Here is a 23,339-nt window from a genome sequence, read left to right as displayed (position 1 = left end):
GTATGTGCAGCATTGGATGCGGAGATTTTTTCTCAAAATCGGGATGGCATTGCCGGACCGTTAATGTAGGTAGTGGACCAGCTACCTACATAAGCACGCCTATAACCTTGCCAGGCGGAAAACCTCTCGATTTCTATCTTATTAAGCGCGGAAACCATATTGAGTTTACCGATGACGGAATAACGATTTTCGCGCTTCGCTCGCTTGGCTACGCTCTCGGCGACAAGAGAAACTGGAAAGGTCTCGAGAATCTTGGCATTCGCCACGGTTTTGAATTGACCAGCGCAGGCGCCTTTGAATGCGTTTTTCCCGAAGATGCTCTCGATATTTGGGGAGCGAAGATTCTTCGGCTTATGGCTGCGATTGCTACCTGGGAGGAAGACAGGTTTTTTGAGGGAGATACTGACTTCTCGTTGACTGAGGAAGTTGAAATGCTGCTTCGGGCCAAAGACCCGGAAAGGAAGCTGCTCAGAAATGCTGCTCTCAGGGTAGGTAAGGTTGATGTCACCTTCGACTTCTTGTGGGGAGATACATACGTTGATGCTGTCGCTCCGGTGCAACAGTCAATCAATGCTCGACTCAGGAAGGCTGTGATTATCAATAAATCCGAAGAGCCAGTTGATGTATTGTTCATAGTTGATGATCGGGACAAGAAACAAAAAGCCGAGGACGAAATCAATGTTCTTGGCGGGCTGTCCCCAACAATATTGTTCAGTGACTTCCAGGCGCATTACAGTTCCGCCGTTCACTGACTCCAGCCCGGCCCAGCGCCGGGCTGCTTGTATCTGCCTACCGATTCTTGGCCGAATCGCAGACGCCGCTTCGTTATCGCTTGCCAACAGCCAGCACCAGAACGCCAATCCGTCCATCCTCAACGCGGTACACGAGTCGGTAGCCGGCGCCGCGCAATTTGATCTTGTAGCAATCCTTCTTCCCGTGAAGCGCATCTCCTGGCTCCGTGGCCCGGCCTGCCGTTCTTGGAGCTTTCGAAAGAACTGGAGGCGGATGGTGCCGTCGAGCTTCCGCAGTTCGTTCAGAGCCTTCGGATCCCACTCAACTCTGTACTCAACGGCCTTGGAAAAATCGCGTTTCACTCCTACATCAGCATCAGACACGGTGATGCTGACTGATTTTTTGTAAATTGGTGACCTCGTCATGCGTGATGGGTGTGATGTCATGGATGTGATTGGGCGACGATTGCGAGCGCAGTTGACGAATAGATGAAACGGGCGACTTATCTGTCGCCCGTCCCTCCGACGAATGTATGGCTGCAAAATCTACATGATGCTGGCCTGATTGCCGGGCTCTTCCGACTTGGGCCTTCCAAAGCTCTCTCGCCCTAGGCACCTGTCTTCAACAATCTGCGCTATGTCCCTCGCCTTGGCTACATAACCAAATTCCTCGCTGTCACCATCAGCCAACACTTGAGAAAGATATTCAACGGCTGCCTCATCGCTATCGAGCAGCGCAGCCATATCAAATGTCGTCAGGTTTTGACTCATGTTCAAATCTCCTTTGCCAATTTCTCGCTCGCCGAACAGGACGGGGAGGGGGCCGGCTACGGTTTGTGATGCGGGCCGGATACAAGCGGACCCAAAACAGCAATCTCCCCCCGGTCGGCGCTCAAGCCTGCTGCTTGTTTCAATCACCGATTCTCGCAATCACGCCGCTCATATACAGATTCAAATCGCGCAGATCCATAACGCTCCAAGCATGTGGCGGTAACCGTACTCCATTCTCTCGCAACGTCTTTGGAATCAAGTCGCCATTCGGGCGAAGGATTATCGATGACACAATTACGCCCGGATAATCACTCAGTCGCTTTTTAAAGGCAGACGTCGTGAGGTCTGGTGTGGGGCGGTTGCTTTTTCTAGCCAGTGGTCCCGTTGCCTTGAGGTCTGTTCCATGGCACATGGCACACCTCTGCAAATAGAGAGTCTTGCCGTTGGCGTTATCCGCAAAGGAAGACGGAGGCTGGATGAGCGATAAGATTCCTAGCGCAGCGATGTACAACATTTTCGTAATAGGCGAAAAAGTGTTCGGCAAGCGTTTGCTCATAATGACCGTCCATGGTTCGAAGGGGCCACAGGGTGACGCATCTACCCGGTAGCTTGCAAAAATAGATACCCCCCATGCCAGACGCCCGCTAGCATGAAGGCGCTTCGTAGGAAACGGAGCGGTCTATTGCCATAAAAAGGGAGTGTCGTATTTGAAAACCATTGACCGGATACTGCTGGGAATGGGGCTGTTGATTCCTCTTTGGTTGTTCGCGGGTGTGGCGCTGACGTCGCTGGGCTATCCGGGTTATAGCCATCTAGACCAGGCGATGAGTGTGTTGGGCGCGGTAGGGGCTCCCACGCACGGTTATTCCGCCTGGGTGAATAACTTTCCGCTGGGCGTGCTGTTCGTACTGTTCGCGATAGGTTTGATACGCAACTTCGGGGGATCGCGCCTCGCCCTGTTCAGCGCCGTTTTGATAGTGCTCCACGGCCTGGCGAGCTTCGCTGCAGGCTATTTTTCTTGTGATCAGGGATGTGCTCCGGTACTTCCTTCGACCTCTCAGCAGGCTCATAACCTGGCGGGGTTGATCATGTTCGTCTCCCTGGCGCTGGCCATTGTGTTGTGGGGTTTTCTCGGTAAACGGTTACTGTCGTCACCTGGATTCGGAAGGTTCTCGATGCTTTGCGTAATCCTGGCTGTCGTGACATTAGCGATGATGTCCAAGGCATTCGCCGAAGGGCATGGATTTGGTCTGTATCAACGGCTTAATTATGGCGTATGCGTCTTGTGGATCGCCGCCTTGGCATGGATCGCTCTTCGTGCTGAAGTGACCCCGGCAAGCGTCCCTTAAGGGACGGCCATAACCTATCCGCCCCGGCGGATACTTACCTGCATCTCACCGACTTTTGGATAGAGAAATCAATGAACAACTCCAAGCTTTCAATTGCGCTGTCCTGTGCTGTTGCACTTTTGATGTTGAGCGGATGCGCTGCTTCCGTGAAAAGCAGCGGGACTGAAACACTGGTTATCCAGGATTCAGCCAAGCCAAACCTGGTGGTCAACTTCCAGGGAAACAGCAAGGTTCAACAGAACGAAGACTGGCCTCGCTTGAAGCAAGAATGGCGCGATGCCCTGCAAGTCGAAGCGAGTCGCGCGGGCTACAGTCTTGCGGAGGGGCAAACATCAAGTTTTGGGGGCAGCGACGGCGTCGGCATCAAGATCAACGTGAGCAATTTCCGTTACCTCACTCCACGTGCCCGCTACGGCGCAGGGGTCATGGTGGGGAATGCATGGGTCAATTCCAGCGCAGATTACTCGGATTTGAAATCAGGCCGCCTGATCGGCACCCGGACGTACGACACTTCTTCGTCCGCCTGGGAAGGCGTCATGTCGGCCATGACCAAGGAGCAGGTTGAGGCTATTTCCCAGAGAATCATAAGCGACATCAAGAGCGCAAAAGCCAAGTAGTGCGGCCTTAGAAGCAAGAAAAAAGGGACCGATTTATTTTTGTTCCGGCATTTGAGAGTTCTTATAGAATGGATTCGCTTAGAACTGGCAGTTGGCTGGAAAATAAATTTGCCCCCTTTACCTATCTTTTCCTTCAGGCTTCGGCAGAGATTACGGATGACACCACTTGGCTCCAACGAAGTTTTCATCATCCGGCCGAAGATCGGCATTGGTCGTTTATTTTTTGTCCCGCTGCTTCGCCAGACACCTTGGGCGATCACGGCGATCTTTTGTATCAGCTTATCGACCGGCCTGTCGTTACCGGGGAGGGAATGGCCGGGCATCATCCTCGCAAGCCTGGTTGTGATGTGGTGGGTATATCAACTGGGCAGAGATATCAGCGAGCGCGCCCCACTGGCCGTGCAGTCGTCTGGTGTGGCTTTTCTCGGATGGTATCAACTAACGAAACGCACACCGCTTCGAATAGTGCTCAAACCCGACGGCCACCTGGCTGTTTTTAGCAATTCCTACAGTATTTATGTTGAGTATGAAAACGGGCGTTTGTTAATTGCTCGCCGTGTCGTCGGAAAAAAAGTCAACCAACAGAAACAGCTCGCCAGCGAGCTCGCCGCGTTTCTGGGCTTATTTGCATACGTGGATGATGGCTCTGGAAGACTGAAGAAATTAGCCGGCCAACGGTGAGGTACCCGCCGCAACCAAGCAAACGAAGCCCTGTTGAGGCACGTAACCGCGCATTGCGGGCCAAGCCCTATGAGTTGGCGCTCTATGAGTGATAACCTGCGAGTTCTTCTTTAAGTGATATTGGATACAGTCATGGAAAGCTGCTTGAGGACGCTCGGAGTTAGCCTCGCTAACAAGATAGTGATCCCCGCCGCTTGGTTATCGGGGCTGGTAACGATAGGACTTGTGTGGGGCATGATACGGTTTTCGCCCGATAAGCTTACAGTCGAAGGGCGTCAGCTCTTCGTGGCTTCTTTTTCTATCTTTTGTCTCGCCATAGGGTACTTGATATGGCGTAAGCGACGAGCACAAGCACTTGTGACATCCATCAACCTGAAAGAAGGTCTGAGCCTGGACGGTGCTCGGATGCTCGGCTATCCAAACTCCCTGTTTTTTGTCTTTGACCTGTCCAACAAGAAACTCGCTCAATGCCAAAGTGTCACCGGCGACTATCAAATTCGAGACTTCACGTGGGTAACAGGCTGGCAGTTCGAGTGGCAGCAGATTGACAGCAGGGTATCGGGCGGCGTTCTTCAAATAGTCGATGGGGCAGGCATGAGCGTTCCAGCCGACGAAATTCGGCGTAGGTTCATAAAATTCACACTGGTTTTGACGGTTGCCGATACAAATCATCCTCTCTTCCGTTTCCCGATGAGCCGGAGCGCAGCTGAAGGCTGGTGCAGCCGGTGCAATGTTCTTTTCATGTGCTAAACACGAAGCGTCACACCAGAAGATAATTTCTTTAGAACTCGCGGCAGCACTGATGTCGGAAGAAAGCCCTAGCGGATTGCGCTGGGGCTTTCTTTGCAGATTACCTGGCCTCGAAATCCGGATGAGACTCTTCGAGCTTTTCGTCAACTGCCCCAAATGCCTTCTCGATATTCCCTCGGCAGTAGGCGTCGATGGCATTGCAAATCGGGAAGAGGGGATGCGTGCCTAAGGCGCCAGGATCATTTTTCTCGTAGATATAACGCCACTCTACGAAAGCCTTGTCATATTGCCGTAGTCCGTAAGCGATATCGCCACTGTATCCTTCATTGATGGCGAATGCCTTGATTGACTCTTTAGCTTCGTCTGGCAGATTTTCGTATAGTTTGCTGAGATGATGTCCTTGTCCGCCAGGTGCGATTTTGAGAGATTCATCACGTCCTTGGGATATCGCAATTCCGCCAGGCAGTTCGTCCTCTTCATCGAGAACATAAGTCATCGTTGCGTTGATTGACTTTAAAAAAATTTCCGTGGCAAGACAGATATTGATCATTCCTGGCACGAACAGATTACTCTGCTTCGAGTCAATTAGCTTTCGCCCTGCTTCACCAAATGCCAAGCCTTGATGGTAAATAGTTCCAAGGCAGCGATAAGTCACCACGCGCTTATAAACTGAAGTCACTAACGAATCCTTTTGTTGGTTTTGGGCCGGTCAATATGGCAGGCCAAACGTCTGCGGGAGGTTTTATTCAGGCGTAGCTGTTAACTCGCGCCCAAACGCACGCGTCCCAGCCTTTCGTGCAAAGGTTGTCAACGAGCTCCTTGCATAACCACCAGTGACTTGACAGATTATCTGGATTGATGTCTATCTCTTGATCTTCAGTCTTCTTATAGATTGCCTGAATATTGTCAGGGAGGCTCTCGAAGGGTGTTTCGGCCGTGCGAACCAAGTGAGTTCTATTCCCTTCGTCGTTGAACGAAGCGTAGAAAAATACCTTCATGGCTGATCCTTGCTTTTTGGTTGGCTGGTTTTTTTTTGCAATTCATGATCTGGGAAGTTGTTAAAGAACTTCAATAGGTATCATTGATTCAAGCGTTAGCAAATGTTACGCGGTGTTCCGCTTCTGGCGTCGAATACGTCAGTATAGGTTTTCGTTGTTTCTGATATGTAGGAACTATCCTTCAGATGAGTGCACCGTGAGATGTTCTCAGCGAGGTAGCAACCATCGTTTTTCCTGGTCTTCTTCGCAAGCCAAGTCCGCGGGTTTTGAACATCGCCTCGAAATGAATTTACCGGCGGTCCGGCCGTTCGGAATTACCGCCGCTCGCGGGACTCCATTCATCGAGGAATATCTATTTCTCAATGGCGGTGAACACCGCCCGAGGCAGATGCAATGACGTCGTTCGAAGAATTCAGGGCTACATCCCATGAGCTTCTCAAAGAGCTGGACGCCGCGACGATAAAGATGATGATGCTGGTCTCTGCGAAAGAGGTATCCGGTCCTTTTTGGGAGGACGCTGCCCAGCGGCATCACGACGCTGTAGATGCTTGGCATTCCTTTCTCAATATTCCGACGGGTTTCGTGTCGGATCCGCCTCTACCCTAAGAGTCAGGTTCCTCACCGGTTACTTCGCTCGACATTTCGCGCCATACAGACTGCGTATGGTGCGCAGCTGACTGATATGCTGCGAACACCAGCGAACGTTAACAAGCTAAGTGCGACGTTGCTCTATGGTCTACCAGTGGGCAGCCATAGCTCTATCTTGCCTTTATCGACACGGCAGGTCGTCCAATTCGTGGCTGGAAACTAAGGAAGGATCCCCGATGCGAGAATTTGAGCTCATTAAGTCCGTGCCAGTCCCCTCAAGGTCCGGCATTACCCATCTTTACAACCCGATGAACCTGGTGGACGCTTTTGCGATTCGGCTCCCTGCGGGCACATCCAGCGATCCGGATTTGCTAGCTCGATTCATTCTTTCACACCAGCCCTCCTGGATCGGATGGCTCCTGGCAGTCCGGGACACTATCGTTGCCTGTTTTGGACTCAAGACAGCCAGACATCTGGCATCGCTTGCCAATCGGGTTGGCGTCTTCAAGGTCTACAGTACAAACCAGACTGAAATCGTGTTGGGAGAGGACGACAAGCACCTCGACTTTCGGATATCGATCCTGTGTTCTGAAGAGGCGGAGCCAGAAGGCAATCGCCAACTGGTGTTTTCAACCGTGGTTCAGTGCCACAACCGTCTTGGCCGGGCCTATATCTTCGTTATCGCCCCGTTTCATCGCTTGGTTGTCAGGGCCAGCTTGCTCCGTGCAGCGCGCGTCGGTTGGCCTCTGGCTACCTGCGCCTCAGAGCGCAGTGTCCCCGCGTAGATCAGTTTCCAACGGGCACTTCGCCAGTTAGACACGCAGCCGTTAGAAGATAGTGGGCATCGGTGCTCCTGACCTGATAGCGTTGCGGGAAAGGAGCATGGGTGTGTGCAGAGAATGGGCAAACTGGAACCGTTAATGCCGTACAACTACATGAACGGCCGCTACTTGGTCTTCAAAGGCAACGGCAACGATGGGGCGCCTTTGGGCAGGATTCACCAGGACGGAACCGTTCGAAACCTGCAGGGTGAGCCGCTCTACTACATAAACATGGACGAACATGCGTTCTGTTCGATGGACTTTACCTTTCAGGGCAATATACAAAAAATTCGCGGCACGTTTTACGTGCTCGGTGACAGAACGCTGTTCACATTTTCCGAGATGAAGGTTAAGCCACTTGGAAACGAGACCGAGGAGCAGGCGCTTCACCGGGAGTTCAAAAACACCGCGATAAACCTGGCAAGGCAAATCGCCCAGGCGAAGAACGAGATGGCGCAGGAACGGATAGAGATGGCCATGTCCGATTCAAACCCTTTCCGACGTTTCCGTGCCTTCTTCACGAGCCGAGCCCGCAGGGAGCGAGCATCACCAGGTTGGCGTCGCAGTGAGTTAGAAAACGATCATGAGTTCAAATCGAGGTCTGTCGCTGTCTCCTCATCATCACTTGCGCCAATGAGCTTATGGGCAACAGATGCAAGGACCAGGCAAACGCGGCCATACAACAATTACGCGACGGTCCGGTTACAGGTGAATTCCTATTACGGTCTGTCCCTGGCTTTCCGCTTTCCGCCGATCAAGGTGGGTTGTACTGCGTCACTCGCACAAGCTCCTCGTCGTAGCTCACGTTGGGAAAACATCCCCTCCGTCTATACCCCGCGTTTCTAGCCGCGGTAAATCTCAAGAGCGCGGTGTGCAACACACGCCTTCCAATTGACTGGGATTCATATGAAAACGCTAGTCTTGGCATTCTTGCTGGTAGTACTGGCAGCCTGCATGCCTTATAGGACAGTCACCTCGCCAGATCCAAACTGGATGCGTCTGGGTGGAAATGAGCCTGAGGGTTATCCAAGGACGTTTGTCGAGACTTGGGAGGGCAAATGCTATGCGGTTACCGAGGCATGGTTCAAGAGTGCAATCAACGGTCGTACCTTGTGGACCAAGCGGCAGTCTAACGAGGCTGTTACCTGTCCATAGGCGCCCCCGGAAGCAGATTGGAGGGTCCGGGATCCTGCAGTCATGGTTGCAGGCGATCAAGCCATTGAAACTTCACCCTTTACCAGACGATCTTCTAAGCATTGGCTAACAGGAGATCAGGTATGAAATGTTATCTATGCGGGCTGGAAGCACAACAGTCCGAAGGGAACCAAGGTGGTGAGCTCGTCAACTGCGCTGACTGCGGCACCTACAAGATTTCAGGCCTTGTTCTGAAAGAGCTGGGGGCCAGGAAGTTCGATTATCCGAAAATGCGCGATGATCTGCACCGCCAGCGGCAGTTCAACGCTACGTCTGTCGCGGAGATCAATACCGAGACGGCCATCTGGGCTTGAGCGTGGCGCTGCCTGGCGATTCATCGCAAAGACCCGATCAACTTAAAAAGCGCCAAGGTAATGCCAAAGAAACAGTCGGATGACAAAACGACAGCGAGTGCTGCCGAAATCGAGCGATCAATTCTGGCACTCAACAAAATGGCTGAGCGCCTGTGGGGTGATGGCCGGGAAGCTGAAGCCGAGGCGCTGTTAAAGGCGCTGGATGCGTTAAACCGTGCGCTTGATCGCATAAGGATCGGGGAGAGTCGCAGGGTGCTTCACTGAAGCCCGGCGTTGGTGCTGGGCCTTCTGGTTTGTTGTGCGTTGCTCCTAACCGAATTTCCCACCCACCTTGAACTGCTCCGTCGCCTCGATCAAAGCACTGACAATCCCGGTTTCCGAAGGTGAATGCCCGGCATCATTGATCACGGTCAGCACCGAGCCTGGCCACGCTTTATGCAGGCGAAAGGCCGAATTTGGCGTAGCAATCATGTCATGCCCGCCCTGGATGATCCTGCACGGCAGATGGGCAATCGACGCGATGTCTCGGATGAGCTGATCTTCCTCCAAGAATAGCTGGTTCTTGAAGTACCAGGCATCCAGGCATCCCATGCCAGTGCTGGTCTGATCGTCTGACGCTTGTTCTTCGACGCCGTCAGGGTCATGCCGCAACAGCGAACAACTGGCGGAGTAGCGCACCCAGCAGCGGATGGCTTCCACGCGTAGGTGCTCGTCGTCACCGGTCATGCGGTCCAGATAGGCTTTCAAGAGGTCGTGGCGTTCGGCTTCGGGAATGAAATTCACGAAGTCTTCATGAGCGCGGGGAAAGAAGCGCCGCATGCCGTGGATGAACCAGTCGATCTCGTCGGCTGTGCCCAGGAATACCCCTCGCAGGATGAAACCAAGGCAGCGTTGCGGATACGTCTCGCCGTAGGCCAACGCCAAGGTGGTGCCCCACGAGCCACCGGTGATCAGCCAACGATCGATTTCCAGATGCTCCCTTAACGCCTCGATGTCGTTGACCAGCGCTTGGGTAGTGTTGTCGCGCAGTTCCGCCAAGGGTGTCGAGCGAAGGGCGCCGCGCTGATCGAACAGTACGATGCGGTAATGATCGGGATCCCAGAACTGTCGTTTGGTCGGCGGAGCGCCTTCGCCGGGTCCGCCGTGGAGGTAAATCACCGGTACGCCGTCGGGGTTGCCGCTTTCTTCCCAATAAAGCGTATGCAGATCGTCGACGGGCAGCATGCCACTGCGCCGAGGCTGCTCGATAGGGGGAAATTGGCTGTAGGTAATCTGGCGGGGGGCATCCATTGGGCGGCTCCTGATGTATGTGTTGTCCAGCAAGGTCTCTTTCAGTTTCGGAAAGAGCCGCCTGCCGCAAGTTCACACGCGGCGTTGGCGCACAGGACAAACGGAAGGCGCATAAGCCGTTGATTACGCCGGATAAATGGCCGTTTGTCGGGCCAGGCAATCTTTGTCGCTCAGCTGGCAGTCATTGCTAAGAACACCGCAAGCACGAGGAACCGGCGATGCCACTGGAGCCTGATGAATATGAAGAGCTGTTCGCTCGGCCAGAATCAGCTTCCACTGAGGGTGGGGACGTTGATCTTGATTGCTTGGTCATCGGCGCCGGCCCCGCTGGATTGACCGCAGCCGTTTACCTGAGTCGTTTCCACCGGCAGGTCCTGGTCGCCGACGGTGGGCGCAGCCGTGCGAGTCTCATTCCACGTTCCCATAACTATCCGGGTTTTCCACCGGGCATTTCCGGCACGGACTTGCTCGCCCGGCTGCGAGAGCAGGCGTTGCGTTACGGCGCGATCATCGAATCAGGGAGGGTCAAGCGCCTGCTCAAGCACCGTGCAGGTTTTGTTGCGCAACTCAACGGCCGTGAACTGGTTGCGCGTCGCGTGGTGCTGGCGACCGGAATCGTCGACACGCTGCCACACATGGAGCGGCCTTACGATGCGGTTGCGCAATCGGTGATCCGACTTTGCGCTATCTGTGATGGTTACGAAGTCAACGGCGATAACGTCGCGGTTTATGGCGAGGCGAGCTGTGCGATCAATCATGGATTGTTTTTGCGAAACTTCACTGACCGGGTAACGGTATTGATTCATGGAGATAGCCAGGCTTGCGAAGAAGCCGTTGCGGTAGCGAGGCATGCCGGTATTTGCTTGGTAGCCGATCGTGTCGAGCATATAGAGGCTGGCAGCGATCAAGTCCAGGTTGAAACGTGCAAGGGCGAAAGCCTCTGCTTCGACATTGTGTATCCGTGTCTGGGTTCGCAAATATGCTCCGAACTCGCGGTGCAACTCGGTGCCGAAACCGACGAGCAAGGTGCGCTGGTCGTCGACCCGCACCAGCGCACCTGCGTAGAAGGTCTGTATGCGGTTGGAGACGTGGTCAATTCGCTCAAGCAGATCAGTGTCGCTACCGGCCAGGCGGCAATATGTGCGACGGCGGTGCATAACAGCCTGGAAGTGCGTTTATGGGATCGAGCGCGTGACAAGAAGATGCCTTTCGATTCGGCTTGAGCTTGCACCAGGCGGCGCTACTTGGTCGCTGGGAATCTCGTCGGTTCCACTCGACAGCCAACCGGAACACTGACGCACCTTGGCGTATCTACCGACGACACAATCGGAGCGCCTGGCAGTGGATGTGTACAGGATCGAATTCGAAAACGACCATTGGACACTTTATAAATCCCATGGCTACAAACCGATCCTGCAGGCTGACAGCCAAGGTGAGTTGATCGACCATGTGCTTGCCTTGACGCGGGGGGAGGGTGTCGTGATTCGATTCATGGGCAACAGCGGCCTGCGAGAATTGAGGCTGGGGAACGTGCGGGACGACGTACCGTAGAACCACGTATTGATTGAACTGCCAGCGCCCTGATGTGCCCAACCTGTTATCAACGAGAGGGCAAACCCATGACCGACGAGAAGAAAAAAGAACAACCCAAGGACGACACGCCCGCCCACTCCACCGAGCAGGAGCGTGAGCGTTTGAAGGACTTCAACAAAGATGGTATTCCACCGGGCTCTTCGTGATCGGCCTCGGGAATTGCGCACTGCCTCGGTGCGGATTTACACCCCGTTAGACGGAGGCTGGCGGCGCAAACGTTATCAGCGCCGCCAGCACAACTTGCCGATTATTCCACCATGCAAATCCAATGATGATCCTCCCTGTAAGGCGCTCGGATAAACGCCACGTCGGATACCAGCACCATCCCACGCTTCTGAAGTGCTTCGGTCAGTTGTACGAGTGTCTCTGCTTCGATAGTCATCGCTGTTACCTCGTCAGATTACTGCGTTCATGATTGTTGACCGAACGCCATCGACGGTAATTCATTTTATCTCACCGGCTTTTGGATAAGCTGAAAGAAGAAAATTGGGCCGCGTGGGGCTTGCCCGCCTGAAAGATGCTGGTAAGGTGGCGCCTCGTTTACTCAGTGTTCTAGAAGGATCTTTTATGAACTCGTTTCTCGCCAAGACCTTTGGCGGTCTCACCACGCATTATTACGTCCGCCAGTTTCTCTTCGGGTTGGTTTTCACGGCCATGATTATTTCTGTGGCAGCCAATGGCCCCGGTGGAATCGTCGCCAAGCCTGGACTGATCATTCTGGCGATCGTCAATACGCTGCTTTATCCGTACTCCCGATTTGTCTATGAGAGCGTCGTTGGATACATCATGGGCAACAACATTTTTTTTGTGAATGCGCTGTTCATGCTGCTGGTGAAAGCGTTCACCATGGCCATGTGCTGGTCTTTTGCAATTTTCGTCGCGCCGGTGGGGTTGGCTTATCTGTATTGGCGCAACAGCCGTCCGGTTGTTGAATAACCGGAACCACTTCATTAGTTGCAAGGAAAAGCCCTACAGATGTAGGGCTTTTTTTTATTTCTTCAGTTGCCTGCGAACATCATCGGCCACCGGCCCAACAGCCTTGACCGCTGCCTTGAGCTGCTCTTCGGTCACGCCGAATTCTTTCGCCCAGTATCTCAATTCCCAGTCTTCGGAAGTGTTGATGCGGTTCCGGTCCTGGGGCCCGCGATTGCTCAAGTCGTCAGCCATTGTCGAGCTCCTATGAAAGGCCTGGTAACGCCAGGCGACACTCAATGGACCATCAGGCGGGGCTGTTTGCGCCATTTTTATAGGGCGCTGCGGCTGAGCCGGTAATCAGAGACGCATGCCTTTGAGCGGATTCCAGCCTTGCTCGCCTTTGATTTCCTTCAGGTAGTACGCGTAGTTGGTCATGAGCGCATACATCATCGACATGGCGATGTTCAGACCCATGCTCAACGGCCGCGGAAATTCCATGCCGATGATGGCGAAAATCACGCTCAATACGATGTTGATCGCCAGGAAGATTCCGAGCAGCGCCAGGTTCTTCTTCCACAGGCCCAAGACAAACAGATAGATAGGACCGAAAAAAAACGCGATCACGTTGGCGTTGATCAGGATTTTCTTTTTGAAGTCCGGCAGGGTCTTGACGGCCTCCTTGTAGCGCGGGTCGTTTGGCGCGCCATAGGTATCAAAGAAGTCGAAACGTTCCTGCCATTTGGCGCTGTATTTTCCGCTGCTTTGTATTTGTTCAGTCGTGCTCATTTTTCGCTGCTCCTGGTGTTCCATCAAAGAGATCGTTCTTCCGAGAATCCTGCGCTGTTTTTCTTGGTCTTTTGGCTAATGCGCTTTTGCTGCCCGTCTTATAAGCGTTCGCGCGCAAAAATACCGCAACAGCTGCTTAAATGGCTTTCTGATCTGTGATGGGCATCACGCTGGTCTTGCGAGGGCAGGCGGGAAGTTAACGACGACGCTAGAAACCGTAAAGGCAGGTCATCCCGAATCGCCCGCTCAATCCAACGGGCGACGGGTTTCATCCAACATTCAGGACACACTCAGAGCATGGCATCTGCAAAAGCGTGGTCTGGGACGATTGTCAAAAAGTGCAGCGGCATCTGGTGTTCCGTTTGCGTCGCTGGCAACTCAAGACTGCCAACTATCTGGCTTTGAAGCGCGCTCAACCGCATCGACTCTTCTTCCTTTAATTTTGCCATTCTCGCGTGGTTCGCTGCGATTTCGTTGAGAGTTGACACGGTACATCTCCGGTGGCTGACCAAGCGTTGAGAATTTGCTGCCGCGCCAGAAAGACGTCGTCCTGCGCTGCTTACAAGGTCCGCTGCAAACCTTGAGCCAGACGTGCCCGTGTCATGCGCACGACTTGTCACAGGCGACCAGTGGCAAGTTTCGGCGCCTGTCGGGGCGGCAGCGCTCCAACCATGCCTCAAGAATAAGTCACTGATACGACAAAACCGGGTCAATTGCCGCCTGATTGCTTGGTTCAGAGCGGCACCGGGTGCAGGTAACCGACACGCAGCGTGATATGGAACTAATATCACCGTTAGTCTCTATATCTTTACAGGGACTATTCCCTTTTTTGAGAGTACTGCCATGTTCAAATCGCGCTCGTTGATTGCTGCAGTGACCTGTTTTGCCTTGGCGGCGGGCCCTGGTCTTGCTGTCGCGGACCCGGGCAATGGCAAGGGAAACGCTCAAGTCGATCAAGGTCAGGGACAAGGAGGCAAGGGCGGGCAGGGCAACAAGGGCGGCCAGGGTAATGCTGGCAATAAGGGTAACCAAGGCAATGCTGGCAATAAAGGCAACCAGGGCGGCAAAGGCAACCAGGGCGGTGGCGGCAGCGATTGGCATAACGGGCCGAGCATCGACCGTGGCGGTGTTCTGGGGGTGATTGGCGGTTATCGCGATTACTGGAGCCCTGGCCCGGCACTGCCGCCGGGTATCCAGAAGAACCTCGCCCGAGGCAAGCCGCTGCCCCCCGGTATCGCCAAGAAGCTCGACGGACGTTTGCTGGGGCATCTGCCGCGCTATGACGGTTACGAATGGCAGCAGGTCGGTACCGACCTGATTCTGGTGGCGATCGCCAGCGGCATCATTTACGAAGTGCTCAACGGTGCCTTCGACTGATCTGCTGCTTGAGTGCAATGGCAATCGCTTCGGAGTGCCAGGCAGATAAGCGAAACTTCTGTGGGAGCGAGCCTGCTCGCGAAAGCGGAGTGTCAGTCACCGTTGATGTTGGCTGATCCGACGCCTTCGCGAGCAAGCCCGCTCCCACAGGTTTTGTATCAGCTTTCCAACTGCCGCAGGCGTTTGTACAAGGTATTGCGGCTCACGCCGAGGCGTCGTGCCAGGTGGGAAATATTGCCGCCGACGGCCTGCAACTGGCGGTTCAGGTCTTCGGCGTCGTTCAGGTCTACTGCCAGCGGTTCCGGTGTTTCCACCGGCTCCATTTCCAGGTCGACAAAAAAGTCATCGGGCAGATGTTCCGGGCGGATCGGTTGTTCTTCGGCCATTGCCAGGGCCACTTGCAGCACGCTGCTGACTTGCCGCAGGTTGCCCGGCCAGGGGTGGCGTTCGAACAGCTCCAGGACTTCGCGGCTCAGGCCGGCCCATTGGGTCGGCTCGCGGTGGTGTTCCCAGAGGCGCTTGAACAGCGCCTGCTTGTCGCTGCGTTCGCGCAGGGGCGGCAATTCCAGGGTCAGACCGCCGATGCGGTAGTAGAGGTCTTCACGAAATCGCCCCAGTTGCACCTGTTCGCGCAGCGAGCGGTTGGTGGCGGAGATGATGCGGATGTCCACCGGGAACAGCTCGGCGCTGCCCACCGGTTGCACGCAGCGTTCCTGCAAGACCCGCAGCAAGCGGGCCTGGGTCGGTAGCGGCATGTCGCCGATCTCATCAAGGAACAACGTGCCGCGATCGGCCTTGCGGATCAGGCCGATGCTGCCCTTCTGGTTGGCGCCGGTGAAGGCACCTTTTTCATAACCGAACAATTCCGACTCGACCAACTCGGCGGGAATCGCCGCGCAGTTGACTGCGATAAACGCCTGCTTGCAACGCGAACTGGCCTGGTGCAAAGCCTTGACGAAGACTTCTTTGCCGACGCCGGTCTCGCCGTGGATCAGCAGCGGAATGTCTTTCTCCAACAGGCGCTCGGCCTGGCGCACAGCTTTTTCCACCCTGCTGTCACCGAAGTGCAGGGTGTTGAGGCTGATGGTGGTATTGGCAGGGGCGGGTGCTGGCGAGGGGGTCGTTTCGGCAAAGATGCGCGGCTTGACCGATACCTGCTTCGGCCGCTTGAGCAGGCACTGGAACCGATTGCGCCCGGACGCCTGCAAGGCGAATGGCAGGCCGTCGGGCTGGTTGAGCAATTCCATCAGCGAGACCTTGAACAGGCTTTCGATGCTCACCCGCGACAGGCTGAGGCCCAACAGGTTGTCGGCGCGACGGTTGGCCGAGAGCACCTGGCCGCTCTCATCGAAAATCAACAGCCCGGCCCATTGGCTGTCGAGGTTGTTCAGTCCGGTGTTGAAGGTGAGCTGGAAGTGTTCACCGCGAAACAGGTTGAGGATCAGCCGGTTCTCCACCGTCTGGCTCATCATCTTGACCATGCCCAGCGTGTGGGACGGCGGCAGGTAGCTGTCGCTGGAGACGTCCAGCACCGCGATGACCTTGCGCTCGGCATCGAAGATCGGCGCGGCGGAGCCCGTCATGAAACGGTTGGCCTTGAGGAAATGTTCATCGTGTTCGATGTGCACCGCCTGTTCACAGGCCAGCGCGGTGCCGATGGCGTTGGTGCCGGTGCAGCGCTCCATCCAGGTCGCTCCGGCGCTGAAACCGTGGGCCAGTTTCGGTTCGATGAACCGCTGGGTGCCCCAGGAGGTCAGCACCTGGCCCTGGTTGTCGGCCAGCATGATCAGGCAATTGGAATTGCTCAGGATGTTCTCGTAGTACGGCAGGACTTCCTGGTGGGTGGTCTGCACCAGTGAATGCTGGCTTTCCAGTAACTGGGCGATACCCTCGGCCGGCAATGGGTCGAATGCCGGTACGCTCTGGTGATTGAGGCCAAAGGCGCGGCAACGGGACCAGGAAGCCTGAATGATGGCCTCGTGGGATAAGGCAGGAGCTGGTGCGGCCATGGGGCACTCTCGCAGGTGCTGTTTTTATTGTTGTGGCAAGTCTCGCACAGAGTCCTTGTGCTGGGGCAGGCCTGAATATCACTTCATGCAAATGGAACCTGGTGGGAGCGGGCTTGCTCGCGAAGGCGGCGTATCAGCGAGTACAAATGTTGACTACCACACCGCCTTCGCGAGCAAGCCCGCTCCCACAGGATCCCAGTCAGGCCAGCTGGTAGCGTTCATTCAGTGTTGTTCAATATTGTTCATTGTCAACCGGCTCACTGTTCAATTGTTCATCCCTGATTGTTCACTTCTGTTCAGCAATGAACGCCAGTTTTACCGTCAAAAAAAGAAAACCAAGCATAATCAACAGCTTGTGATTTCTGGCACGGCTTTCGCTTTTGCACTCAGGTCGCTTGACTCCAAATAATAAAAAGGCCGAGCCATGTCATTACAGCTTGAGCACATCTGTCGCACCGTCGAAGGCCAGACCTGGATCGACGATGCCAATCTGAGTTTCGAACCCGGATCCTTCAACGTTCTGCTGGGTCGCACGCTGTCCGGCAAGACCAGCCTGATGCGCCTGATGGCCGGTCTGGACAAGCCCGACAGCGGCCGCATCCTGATGAACGGCGTGGATGTCACGAAGCGGCCGGTGCGGCTGCGCAATGTGTCGATGGTCTACCAGCAGTTCATCAACTACCCGACCATGACCGTATTCGAAAATATCGCCTCGCCGCTGCGCCAGGCCGGTATTTCCGAAGAAATTATCCAGGGCAAGGTCCTGGAAACCGCGAAGATGCTGCGGATCGAAAAATTCCTCAAGCGTCATCCGCTGGAGCTGTCCGGCGGCCAGCAGCAACGGACCGCCATGGCCCGTGCGCTGGTCAAGGACGCCGAACTGATCCTGTTCGACGAGCCGCTGGTGAACCTCGACTACAAGCTGCGTGAAGAACTGCGCCAGGAAATGCGCGAGCTGTTCCAGGCTCGTCACACCATCGCCGTCTACGCCACCACCGAGCCGAACGAAGCGTTGGCCCTGGGTGGCACCACGACGATCCTGCATGAGGGCCGGGTGATCCAGAGCGGCAAGTCGTCTTCCGTTTATCACCAACCGCAAACCGTGCTGGCCGCCGAGCTGTTTTCCGAACCACCGATCAATCTCATGCCGGGACGCATTGCCGGCAATGAAGTCAGCTTCGCCAACTTCGTGCACTTCCCGCTGAACGTCGACCTGCGTCCGGTGGGCGAGGGCGAGTTCCGTTTCGGCGTGCGTCCCAGCCATATCTCACTGGTGCCGAGCAACGACGACGACCTGGAACTGGCGGTGACCGTCGAGGTGGCCGAGATCAGCGGTTCCGAGACCTTCCTGCACGTGCGCAACGAACACTTCCTCCTGGTCCTGCATTTGCCCGGTGTGCACGAATACGACGTCGACGCGCCGATCCGCATCTACATCCCGACCCATAAATTGTTTGTCTTCGATGCCCAGGGCAAGCTGGTCCAAGCCCCAGGGCAACGTATCGCGAGGGTTGCCTGATGGCCGAAATTCGTTTGCAGAACCTCGCCCACAGCTACACCAGCACCCCGGCGGGCCCCGAGGACTACGCGATCCGCGAGATGAACCACATCTGGGAGCAGGGCGGCGCCTATGCGCTGCTCGGACCTTCGGGTTGCGGCAAGTCGACCTTGCTCAACATCATTTCCGGCTTGCTCAGCCCTTCCGAAGGGCAGGTGATGTTCGACAGCAAAGTCGTCAACGAACTGTCCCCGGAGCGGCGCAACATCGCCCAGGTGTTCCAGTTTCCGGTGGTCTACGACACCATGACGGTGTTCGACAACCTGGCGTTCCCGCTGCGCAACCAGGGCATGGCCGAGGCGCGGATCCACACCAAGGTGCAGGAAATCGCCGAGGTTCTCGACCTGCAGAGCCTTTTGGACAAGAAGGCCCGCAACCTCACCGCCGATGAAAAACAGAAAGTCTCCATGGGCCGTGGGCTGGTGCGCGACGATGTCTCGGCGATCCTGTTCGACGAGCCGCTGACGGTGATCGACCCGCACCTGAAATGGAAACTGCGGCGCAAGCTCAAGCAGATCCACGAGCAGTTCAACATCACCATGGTCTACGTCACCCACGACCAGTTGGAGGCCTCCACCTTCGCCGACAAGATCGCGGTGATGTACGGCGGCCAGATCGTGCAGTTCGGCACGCCGCGTGAACTGTTCGAGCGCCCGAGCCACACCTTCGTCGGCTACTTCATCGGCAGCCCCGGCATGAACCTGATCGAGGTCCAGGCGCAGCCCGGTGGCGTCGGTTTCGCCTCGACCCACTTGCCGCTGTCCGAAACCCTGCAGCGGCGTGTCGCCGACGCGCAAGGCAAGAGCCTGAAGGTCGGCATCCGCCCGGAATTCGTGCATGTCTGGGACGGCCCTTACGACGACGCGATGCGGGCTGACGTGGTGCACGTCGAAGACCTCGGCACCTACAAGATCCTGACCCTCAACCTTGATGGCGCACCGCTGAAGGTCCGCCTCGCCGAAGACAAGCCTGTGCCGGAAGGCACCGCGTACATCAGTTTTCCGGGTCAATGGCTGATGGTCTATGCCGATGAATATCTGCTTGAATCCGCAGGCGAGGTGCAGCCATGAACAAGGTGCAGAACAACAAGGCCTGGTGGCTGGTGTTGCCGGTGTTCCTGCTGGTGGCCTTCAGTGCCGTGATCCCGATGATGACCGTGGTCAACTATTCGGTGCAGGACATCTTCGACCAGTCCAGCCGCTACTTCGTCGGCGCCGACTGGTACAGGCAGGTACTGCTCGACCCACGGCTGCACGATTCGCTGTTGCGCCAGTTCATCTACTCGGCGTGTGTCCTGCTGATTGAAATTCCGCTGGGCATCGCCATCGCCCTGACCATGCCGACCAAGGGCAAGTGGTCGTCCCTGGTGCTGATCATCCTGGCGATTCCGTTGCTGATTCCGTGGAACGTGGTGGGCACCATCTGGCAGATTTTCGGGCGCGCCGACATTGGCCTGCTGGGCTCGACGCTCAACGCCATGGGCATCAACTACAACTACGCGGCCAACACCATGGACGCTTGGGTCACGGTGCTGGTGATGGACGTCTGGCACTGGACTTCGCTGGTGGCACTGCTGTGCTATTCGGGGCTGCGGGCCATTCCGGACGTCTATTATCAAGCGGCGCGAATCGACCGGGCGTCGAACTGGGCGGTGTTCCGGCACATCCAGTTGCCGAAGATGAAGAGCGTGCTGCTGATCGCGGTGATGCTGCGCTTCATGGACAGCTTCATGATCTACACCGAGCCGTTCGTCCTCACCGGCGGCGGGCCGGGCAACGCCACCACGTTCCTCAGCCAGACCCTGACGCAGATGGCTATCGGTCAATTCGACCTGGGCCCGGCGGCGGCGTTTTCCCTGGTGTACTTCCTGATCATTCTGTTGGTGTCCTGGCTGTTCTATACCGCCATGACGCACTCCGACGCCAACCGTTGAGGCCCGCACAATGAGCAAGAGAAAGCTGATTCCGCTTTTGATCTACATCCTGTTCCTGCTGGTGCCCATCTACTGGCTGCTGAACATGTCGTTCAAGAGCAACACCGAAATCCTCGGTGGCCTGACGCTGTGGCCACAGGATTTCACCTTCCAGAACTACAAAGTGATCTTCACCGATCCGAGCTGGTACACCGGTTACCTCAACTCGCTGTACTACGTGAGCCTGAACACGGTGATTTCCCTGGCGGTCGCGCTGCCGGCGGCCTATGCGTTCTCGCGCTACCGTTTTCTTGGCGACAAGCATCTGTTCTTCTGGCTGCTGACCAACCGCATGGCGCCACCGGCGGTTTTCCTGTTGCCGTTCTTCCAGCTGTACTCGTCCATCGGCCTGTTCGACACCCATATCGCCGTAGCTTTGGCCCACTGTCTGTTCAACGTGCCGTTGGCGGTGTGGATCCTTGAAGGCTTCATGTCCGGCGTGCCGAAAGAAATTGACGAGACCGCCTACATTGACGGCTACAGTTTCCCCAAGTTCTTCGCCAAGATCTTTATCCCGTTGATCGGTTCCGGCATCGGCGTCACGGCGTTTTTCTGCTTCATGTTCTCCTGGGTCGAGCTGTTGCTGGCCCGGACACTGACCTCGGTGAATGCCAAGCCGATCGCGGCGGTCATGACCCGCACGGTGTCGGCGTCCGGTATTGACTGGGGCGTGCTGGCGGCGGCAGGGGTGTTGACCATCCTGCCGGGCATGCTGGTGATCTGGTTCGTTCGCAACCACGTGGCCAAGGGCTTTGCCCTGGGCCGGGTCTGAGGAGTCGATGATGGAATGGATGAACTGGACCGCCCCGACGGCGACGTTTTTTGGGGTCATTGCCTTGCTGCTGGCGGGCATGACGACATGGGAATTGCGTTCGCCGAGTATCCCTCGGCGTGGTTTCCTGCCGATTGCCACGACCCGTGGCGATCGGTTGTTTATCGGTCTTCTCGGTAGCGCCTACCTGCACCTGCTGGTGATCGGCGTTACCGACTGGAGCATCTGGATAGCGTTCGCGTTGTCTCTGGTGTGGCTGTTGGCAGTGATGCGGTGGGGCTAGTCGCGAAAGTTCGACGACGATCAGGCTCTTAAACCCAAACAGGAGGTCTCTATGTTCGATAAAAACAATAAGCTGCGACATAGCGTTTCATTGGCAGCCATGCTGGCACTCAGCGGGCTGAGCGCTACGGCCTGGGCCGACGCCTATGAAGACGCCGCGAAAAAATGGATCGGCAGCGAATTCAAGCCGTCGACCCTGACAGCCGAGCAACAGCTCGAAGAACTGAAGTGGTTCATCAAGGCCGCCGAGCCATTTCGCGGGATGAAAATCAACGTGGTCTCGGAGACCATCGCTACCCACGAATATGAATCCAAGGTACTGGCCAAGGCTTTTAACGAAATCACCGGGATCCAGCTGACCCACGACCTGCTCCAGGAAGGCGACGTGGTGGAGAAGCTGCAGACCCAGATGCAGTCCGACAAGAACATCTACGACGGCTGGGTCAATGACTCGGACCTGATCGGCACGCATTTTCGCTACGGCAAGACCGAGTCGATCACCGACCTGATGGCCAACGAAGGCAAGAATTTCACCTCGCCGACCCTCGACCTCAAGGATTTCATCGGCATCTCCTTCACCACCGCGCCGGACGGCAAGGTCTATCAACTGCCCGACCAGCAGTTCGCCAACCTCTACTGGTTCCGCGCCGACTGGTTCGAGCGTGCCGACCTGAAGGCCAAGTTCAAGGAAAAATACGGCTACGAGCTAGGTGTACCGGTGAACTGGTCGGCCTATGAAGACATCGCCAAGTTCTTCTCCGAAGACGTCAAGGAGATCGACGGCAAGCGCGTCTATGGCCACATGGACTACGGCAAGAAAGATCCGTCCCTGGGCTGGCGCTTCACCGATGCCTGGTTCTCCATGGCCGGCGGCGGTGACAAGGGCCTGCCTAACGGCTTGCCAGTGGACGAGTGGGGCATTCGCGTCGAAGACTGCCATCCGGTCGGCTCCAGCGTCACCCGTGGCGGCGACACCAACGGCCCGGCCGCCGTGTTCGCCACCACCAAGTACGTCGACTGGATGAAGAAATACGCGCCACCGGAAGCGGCGGGCATGACCTTCTCCGAGTCCGGTCCGGTGCCGTCCCAAGGCAACATCGCCCAGCAGATTTTCTGGTACACCGCTTTCACCGCCGACATGACCAAGCCGGGCCTGCCAGTGATGAACGCCGACGGCACGCCGAAATGGCGCATGGCGCCGTCGCCACGCGGTCCGTATTGGGAAGAGGGCATGAAGCTGGGCTATCAGGACGTGGGTTCCTGGACCTTCATGAAGTCGACGCCTGAGAAACAGCGCCTCGCGGCCTGGCTCTACGCGCAGTTCGTGACATCCAAGACCGTGTCGCTGAAGAAGACCATCGTTGGCCTGACGCCGATTCGCGAATCGGACATCAACTCCCAGGCGATGACCGACCTGGCGCCGAAACTTGGTGGCCTGGTGGAGTTCTATCGCAGCCCGGCCCGTGTGCAATGGTCGCCAACCGGGACCAACGTGCCGGACTATCCACGCCTGGCGCAACTGTGGTGGAGCCACATCGCCGAAGCGGCCAGTGGCGAGAAAACCCCGCAACAGGCTCTCGACGGGCTGGCCAAGGATCAGGACGCGATCATGACGCGTCTGGAACGCTCCAAGGCCCAGGCCACCTGCGCGCCTAAGATGAACCCTGAGCGCGACGCGCAATACTGGTTCGATCAACCGGGCGCACCGAAGCCGAAACTGGCGAACGAGAAGCCTAAAGGCGAGACGGTCAACTATGCCGAACTGCTGAAATCTTGGGAGGCGGCGCGTAAGTAACGCTTCAACCAAAAAACAACGGCACCGAAAGGTGCCGTTTTTTTTTCTCCCGGTTCTGAAGTAAACCCAATCCCCTGTGGGAGCGAGCCTGCTCGCGAAAGCTGTGGGTCAGTTCGCCCCGATGTTGAATGTACTGGCCCCTTCGCGAGCAGGCTCGCTCCCACAGGGCAATTATG

At 56.2% G+C, this 23,339-nt stretch carries 27 protein-coding genes and 2 pseudogenes; 20 read left to right on the top strand and 9 right to left on the bottom strand.

Annotated features, from left to right (window positions below; translation table 11 throughout):
- Positions 1-2 precede the first annotated feature (2 nt).
- Entirely contained in the window at positions 3-752 is a 750-nt protein-coding gene (locus tag J3P96_RS19180) for a DUF1828 domain-containing protein (protein WP_434652991.1), read from the top strand.
- A 73-nt stretch (positions 753-825) separates the two neighbouring features.
- Here the strand turns inward: J3P96_RS19180 and J3P96_RS19175 are convergent.
- The 3 genes and pseudogenes from J3P96_RS19175 to J3P96_RS19165 all read right to left on the bottom strand — a co-directional run bounded on the left by J3P96_RS19175 (position 826) and on the right by J3P96_RS19165 (position 2,058).
- Positions 826-1,094: pseudogene (locus J3P96_RS19175) on the bottom strand (type II toxin-antitoxin system RelE family toxin).
- 234 nt (positions 1,095-1,328) lie between these two features.
- A pseudogene (locus J3P96_RS19170) lies at positions 1,329-1,502 on the bottom strand (DNA-binding protein); the annotation flags it as partial.
- 139 nt (positions 1,503-1,641) lie between these two features.
- Positions 1,642-2,058, bottom strand: coding sequence for a c-type cytochrome (locus J3P96_RS19165; RefSeq protein WP_434652989.1), 417 nt, complete (start codon positions 2,056-2,058; stop codon positions 1,642-1,644).
- 151 nt (positions 2,059-2,209) lie between these two features.
- Between J3P96_RS19165 and J3P96_RS19160 the strand changes: the two genes are divergently transcribed.
- From J3P96_RS19160 to J3P96_RS19145, 4 genes are all read left to right on the top strand, one after another.
- On the top strand, positions 2,210-2,851 hold the full coding sequence (locus J3P96_RS19160) for a DUF998 domain-containing protein (RefSeq protein ID WP_434652987.1): 642 nt from the start codon (positions 2,210-2,212) through the stop codon (positions 2,849-2,851).
- A gap of 71 nt (positions 2,852-2,922) precedes the next feature.
- Positions 2,923-3,468 (top strand): hypothetical protein, encoded by a 546-nt coding sequence (locus J3P96_RS19155; protein ID WP_434652985.1) that lies wholly within the window; start codon positions 2,923-2,925, stop codon positions 3,466-3,468.
- 156 nt (positions 3,469-3,624) lie between these two features.
- Positions 3,625-4,149 carry a hypothetical protein gene (locus tag J3P96_RS19150; protein ID WP_434652983.1) on the top strand — a complete coding sequence of 175 codons (525 nt, stop codon included), beginning with the start codon at positions 3,625-3,627 and terminating at the stop codon, positions 4,147-4,149.
- A 234-nt stretch (positions 4,150-4,383) separates the two neighbouring features.
- Complete coding sequence (locus J3P96_RS19145) at positions 4,384-4,899, top strand: hypothetical protein (protein WP_434652981.1); 516 nt, start codon at positions 4,384-4,386, stop codon at positions 4,897-4,899.
- A gap of 100 nt (positions 4,900-4,999) precedes the next feature.
- Here the strand turns inward: J3P96_RS19145 and J3P96_RS19140 are convergent, their stop codons facing one another.
- Positions 5,000-5,578, bottom strand: a complete 579-nt coding sequence (locus tag J3P96_RS19140) for a hypothetical protein (protein WP_434652979.1) — start codon at positions 5,576-5,578, stop codon at positions 5,000-5,002.
- Positions 5,579-6,290: 712 nt separating this feature from the next.
- Between J3P96_RS19140 and J3P96_RS19135 the strand changes: the two genes are divergently transcribed.
- The 5 genes from J3P96_RS19135 to J3P96_RS19115 all read left to right on the top strand — a co-directional run bounded on the left by J3P96_RS19135 (position 6,291) and on the right by J3P96_RS19115 (position 9,078).
- Positions 6,291-6,503, top strand: a complete 213-nt coding sequence (locus tag J3P96_RS19135; protein WP_305495793.1) for a hypothetical protein — start codon at positions 6,291-6,293, stop codon at positions 6,501-6,503.
- Between the two features lie 218 nt (positions 6,504-6,721).
- Positions 6,722-7,270: a DUF2867 domain-containing protein gene (locus J3P96_RS19130; RefSeq protein WP_434652977.1), complete on the top strand. Its 549-nt coding sequence runs from the start codon at positions 6,722-6,724 to the stop codon at positions 7,268-7,270.
- Positions 7,271-7,405: 135 nt separating this feature from the next.
- On the top strand, positions 7,406-8,152 hold the full coding sequence (locus J3P96_RS19125) for a hypothetical protein (protein WP_434652975.1): 747 nt from the start codon (positions 7,406-7,408) through the stop codon (positions 8,150-8,152).
- 431 nt (positions 8,153-8,583) lie between these two features.
- Entirely contained in the window at positions 8,584-8,814 is a 231-nt protein-coding gene (locus J3P96_RS19120) for a hypothetical protein (protein WP_434652973.1), read from the top strand.
- Positions 8,815-8,874: 60 nt separating this feature from the next.
- Positions 8,875-9,078, top strand: a complete 204-nt coding sequence (locus tag J3P96_RS19115) for a hypothetical protein (RefSeq protein WP_434652971.1) — start codon at positions 8,875-8,877, stop codon at positions 9,076-9,078.
- Between the two features lie 45 nt (positions 9,079-9,123).
- Here the strand turns inward: J3P96_RS19115 and pip are convergent, their stop codons facing one another.
- Positions 9,124-10,104 carry a prolyl aminopeptidase gene (gene pip / locus J3P96_RS19110; RefSeq protein WP_434652969.1) on the bottom strand — a complete coding sequence of 327 codons (981 nt, stop codon included), beginning with the start codon at positions 10,102-10,104 and terminating at the stop codon, positions 9,124-9,126.
- Positions 10,105-10,322: 218 nt separating this feature from the next.
- On the opposite strand from pip, the gene J3P96_RS19105 reads away from it, so the two are divergent.
- From J3P96_RS19105 to J3P96_RS19095, 3 genes are all read left to right on the top strand, one after another.
- Entirely contained in the window at positions 10,323-11,327 is a 1,005-nt protein-coding gene (locus tag J3P96_RS19105) for an NAD(P)/FAD-dependent oxidoreductase (RefSeq protein ID WP_434624889.1), read from the top strand.
- 124 nt (positions 11,328-11,451) lie between these two features.
- The gene (locus J3P96_RS19100) at positions 11,452-11,655 is read left to right on the top strand and encodes a hypothetical protein (protein WP_434652967.1); all 204 of its coding nucleotides are present in this window, start codon (positions 11,452-11,454) and stop codon (positions 11,653-11,655) included.
- Between the two features lie 609 nt (positions 11,656-12,264).
- Entirely contained in the window at positions 12,265-12,633 is a 369-nt protein-coding gene (locus J3P96_RS19095; RefSeq protein ID WP_434652965.1) for a hypothetical protein, read from the top strand.
- A 54-nt stretch (positions 12,634-12,687) separates the two neighbouring features.
- Here the strand turns inward: J3P96_RS19095 and J3P96_RS19090 are convergent, their stop codons facing one another.
- From J3P96_RS19090 to J3P96_RS19080, 3 genes are all read right to left on the bottom strand, one after another.
- A complete protein-coding gene (locus tag J3P96_RS19090; RefSeq protein WP_434569139.1) occupies positions 12,688-12,864 on the bottom strand; it encodes a DUF3606 domain-containing protein in 177 nt (58 codons plus the stop codon).
- A gap of 105 nt (positions 12,865-12,969) precedes the next feature.
- Positions 12,970-13,398, bottom strand: coding sequence for a DUF2628 domain-containing protein (locus J3P96_RS19085; protein WP_434624884.1), 429 nt, complete (start codon positions 13,396-13,398; stop codon positions 12,970-12,972).
- Positions 13,399-13,688: 290 nt separating this feature from the next.
- Positions 13,689-13,886, bottom strand: a complete 198-nt coding sequence (locus J3P96_RS19080; RefSeq protein WP_434652963.1) for a hypothetical protein — start codon at positions 13,884-13,886, stop codon at positions 13,689-13,691.
- 355 nt (positions 13,887-14,241) lie between these two features.
- On the opposite strand from J3P96_RS19080, the gene J3P96_RS19075 reads away from it, so the two are divergent.
- A complete protein-coding gene (locus J3P96_RS19075) occupies positions 14,242-14,775 on the top strand; it encodes an anti-virulence regulator CigR family protein (protein ID WP_434652961.1) in 534 nt (177 codons plus the stop codon).
- Positions 14,776-14,933: 158 nt separating this feature from the next.
- On the opposite strand, the gene J3P96_RS19070 is transcribed toward J3P96_RS19075, so the two are convergent.
- Positions 14,934-16,784, bottom strand: coding sequence for a sigma-54-dependent Fis family transcriptional regulator (locus J3P96_RS19070; protein WP_434624880.1), 1,851 nt, complete (start codon positions 16,782-16,784; stop codon positions 14,934-14,936).
- A gap of 424 nt (positions 16,785-17,208) precedes the next feature.
- Here J3P96_RS19070 and J3P96_RS19065 point away from each other — a divergent pair, with 424 nt between their 5' ends.
- Genes J3P96_RS19065 through J3P96_RS19040 form a run of 6 tightly spaced genes read left to right on the top strand, consistent with a single transcriptional unit; the run spans position 17,209 to position 23,163 of the window.
- Positions 17,209-18,303 carry an ABC transporter ATP-binding protein gene (locus J3P96_RS19065; RefSeq protein ID WP_305495775.1) on the top strand — a complete coding sequence of 365 codons (1,095 nt, stop codon included), beginning with the start codon at positions 17,209-17,211 and terminating at the stop codon, positions 18,301-18,303.
- Positions 18,303-19,412, top strand: a complete 1,110-nt coding sequence (locus tag J3P96_RS19060) for an ABC transporter ATP-binding protein (RefSeq protein ID WP_434569134.1) — start codon at positions 18,303-18,305, stop codon at positions 19,410-19,412. The genes J3P96_RS19065 and J3P96_RS19060 overlap by 1 nt, the downstream gene beginning before the upstream one ends.
- Positions 19,409-20,275 (top strand): carbohydrate ABC transporter permease, encoded by an 867-nt coding sequence (locus J3P96_RS19055; RefSeq protein WP_305495771.1) that lies wholly within the window; start codon positions 19,409-19,411, stop codon positions 20,273-20,275. The genes J3P96_RS19060 and J3P96_RS19055 overlap by 4 nt, the downstream gene beginning before the upstream one ends.
- Before the next feature lie 10 nt (positions 20,276-20,285).
- Positions 20,286-21,086 (top strand): carbohydrate ABC transporter permease, encoded by an 801-nt coding sequence (locus tag J3P96_RS19050; RefSeq protein ID WP_305495769.1) that lies wholly within the window; start codon positions 20,286-20,288, stop codon positions 21,084-21,086.
- Between the two features lie 10 nt (positions 21,087-21,096).
- Positions 21,097-21,369, top strand: coding sequence for a DUF2160 domain-containing protein (locus J3P96_RS19045; protein WP_305495766.1), 273 nt, complete (start codon positions 21,097-21,099; stop codon positions 21,367-21,369).
- Positions 21,370-21,420: 51 nt separating this feature from the next.
- On the top strand, positions 21,421-23,163 hold the full coding sequence (locus J3P96_RS19040) for an ABC transporter substrate-binding protein (RefSeq protein WP_305495764.1): 1,743 nt from the start codon (positions 21,421-21,423) through the stop codon (positions 23,161-23,163).
- Positions 23,164-23,339 lie beyond the last annotated feature (176 nt).

Source organism: Pseudomonas sp. R3-56, assembly GCF_051132075.1.
Taxonomy (GTDB): Bacteria; Pseudomonadota; Gammaproteobacteria; order Pseudomonadales; family Pseudomonadaceae; genus Aquipseudomonas.
The sequence above is the reverse complement of the archived record's forward strand: the minus strand, read 5'-3'. Positions and strand labels throughout refer to the sequence as shown.